3 protein-coding genes are annotated in these 2,742 nt (G+C 64.2%); 1 reads left to right on the top strand and 2 read right to left on the bottom strand.

The genetic code is table 11. The annotated features are described in order from the left end of the window. On the top strand, window positions 1-633 hold a 633-nt coding region (locus tag AC1DT3_RS17280), incomplete at its 5' end, for a substrate binding domain-containing protein (protein ID WP_477466469.1). Here the strand turns inward: AC1DT3_RS17280 and AC1DT3_RS17285 are convergent. Together AC1DT3_RS17285 and epmA are read right to left on the bottom strand one after the other, a co-directional pair. Beyond that, complete coding sequence (locus AC1DT3_RS17285; protein WP_477466470.1) at window positions 612-1,664, bottom strand: lysine-2,3-aminomutase-like protein; 1,053 nt, start codon at window positions 1,662-1,664, stop codon at window positions 612-614. The two genes, AC1DT3_RS17280 and AC1DT3_RS17285, sit on opposite strands and share 22 nt — an antisense overlap. Next, on the bottom strand, window positions 1,661-2,713 hold the full coding sequence (epmA, locus tag AC1DT3_RS17290) for an EF-P lysine aminoacylase EpmA (RefSeq protein WP_477466471.1): 1,053 nt from the start codon (window positions 2,711-2,713) through the stop codon (window positions 1,661-1,663). The genes AC1DT3_RS17285 and epmA overlap by 4 nt, the downstream gene beginning before the upstream one ends. Window positions 2,714-2,742: the final 29 nt, after the last annotated feature.

The raw sequence follows: 2,742 nt of genomic DNA on the forward strand, positions 1-2,742 counted from the left end.
CTGTTGACCGAATTGGCCCTACGCCACCCCAAGCTCGAGATCGACGCCGCCTATAGCGACCGGTTCGTCGATCTCATCGGCGAGCGGTTCGACGCGGCCATCCGCCTAGGCACGTTGAAGGATTCGACCCTCGTCAGCCGACGGATAGCGCCGCTGCGAGCGGTCGTGGTGGCAAGCCCCGCCTATCTCGCGGAGCATGGAAGGCCCAAGGTGCCGGAGGATCTCATCGACCACCGCTGCCTCGTCTACACGGGCACGTCGGAGCGCGAGAACTGGCGCTTTCGCGTCGGCAAGCGCTGGGTCTCCGTGCGCGCGCACGGACCGTTTCGATCCGACAGCGGTGAATCTCTCCTCGACGGCGCCATTGCCGGCCTCGGCATCACCGTCTTGCCGACGTTCCTGGCATCCGACGCAATCGAAAGCGGCGCGCTCGAGGTGATCCTCTTCGATTATCCGATGCCGGAGGGTGGCCTTCACGTCGTTCGCCCACCGGGCGCGCACGTGCCGAGCAAGGTACGGGTCCTGATCGATCTGCTCGTCGAGCGCTTCGGTGGCGAGCCCTATTGGGACGGGTGTCAGATGAAGGTCATCGCCATGGAGAAGGCAGCGGGTCAGAAATCCCGTGGCGGATAGAGGTGCGTCTGTCCGCGATAGTCGGTGATAGTGCAGGCGCCGTCTTCCCCGGCTTCGACCGCACCCTGTCCAAGCGGCGCCTTGCCGTATCCGCCGGGGATGTCGAGCACATAGGTCGGTTGACACAATCCTGAAATGCGACCGCGCAAGCCCGCAACGAGCGCCTGCCCCTCCGCGATTGAGAGACGGAAATGCTCTGTTCCGGGAGCCAGATCCGGATGGTGCAGGTAATAGGGCTTAATGCGGTTTTCGACGAAGCTCCGCATGAGTGCGGCCAGCGTATCCGGATCGTCGTTCACGCCACGTAACAGCACCGATTGGCTGACCAGGGCGATACCCGCATCGGCAAGTCGCGCACACGCCGCACGAGCCTCGGCAGCAAACTCGCGTGRGTGATTGGCGTGCACCGCGACGTAGGTCGTTTTACCCGATGCCATCAGCGCCGCGATCAGCTCGCCGTTGACGTGATTGGGATCGACAACGGGCACGCGGGTGTGAAAACGAACGACCTTCACGTGATCGATCCGCGCCAAGCGCTCCATGATCTCGGCAAGGCGACGCGGCGACAACACCAAAGGGTCTCCGCCGGTGAGAATGACCTCCCAGATCTCGGGTCGAGACGCGATATAGGCGAAGGCGCGATCCATCGCCTCCGGGGACAGGGTGCCGAGCCCTTGCGGTCCGACCATTTCGCGACGGAAGCAGAAGCGGCAATAGACCGGACAGACATGCACCGCCTTGAGGAGCACCCGGTCGGGATAGCGGTGGACGATACCCTCGACAGGGCTATGGGCGAGGTCCCCGATAGGATCGGCGCGCTCCTCCGCGCGCTGGCTCAGTTCGGCCGCATCCGGAAGAAATTGTCGCGCAATCGGATCATGGGGATCGTTGCGATCGATCAGTCCGGCAATGACGGGGCTGATGGCGATGGCGTAGCGCTCTGCAACGTGCTCGATCTCCGCGAGGCGGGCAGGGGAGAGCAATCCTCCATCGACAAGGTCGCGGGCGGTCCTGAGGGTGCGCTCGCTCATCGCACGGTCTCCGGAACGGGCGCCCACAGAACCTGATCGATCCGTGCGGCGCCGGTGGCGAGCATCACGAGACGGTCGAAGCCGAGAGCGATCCCGCTCGCCTCCGGCATCTCTGCCAAAGCGGCGAGAAATTCCTCGTCGAGCGGATATGTTTCCCCATAGACACGCATCTTCTCGATCATTTCATCCTGGAAGCGGCGGCGCTGTTCTTCTGCATCGGTCAACTCGCCGAAAGCGTTGGCGAGCTCCACGCCGCATGCATAGAGTTCGAAGCGCTCCGCCACCCGCGGATCCCGAGCCGACCGGCGTGCCAGAGCCGCCTCGACGACCGGGTATTCGTCGAGAATCGTGGCGCGGCCATGGCCGAGTCGCGGCTCAACCTTTTCCACGATGACCCGGCTGAACAGGTCGGACCAGGTATCGTCCCCGGCAACCCGCAACCCGGCCGCCGTCAGCGCCGCAGCCAACCTGTCGCGATCGGTTTTCCCGTTGTCGTCGATGGTGGCGAGGAGGTCGATGCCGGCATAGCGCCGGAATGCCTCCGCGACGCTCAGGCGCTCCGGCGCCTGGCGGGGATCGCAGGTGAGCCCACGGAAGGAGAGGATTCTCGCACCCGCCCGGTCGACAGCCAGCCGGAGCAGCTCTCCGCAATCCTCCATCAGGGTCTCGTAGGTTTCTCCGGCTCGATACCATTCGAGCATCGTGAACTCGGGATGGTGTAAGGGGCCGCGTTCCCGGTTTCGGTAGACGTGGGCGAACGCGTAGAGGCGACGCTCTCCGGCGACGAGCAGTTTTTTGCAGGCGAATTCCGGGGAGGTGTGGAGAAAAAGCGGGCTGCGGCTGCCGTCCGTCGCGATCGCTTCCGTTGCAAAGGCATGCAGATGCGCCTCGTTGCCGGGGGAGACCTGCAGCGTCGCCGGATCGACCTCGATGAAGTCCCGATCGTCGAAAAAGTCGCGGAACGCGGCCTGAATCCGGTTTCTCGTCAGGAGAAAGGGGCGTCTGTCCGCGTGGACGTGCGGCATCCACCAAGGCGATGGGGCGGGCATGAAGTGGCGTCGTCCTAAAAGTTCTACAG

It is taken from the genome of Microvirga sp. P4_G7 (genome assembly GCF_056401005.1).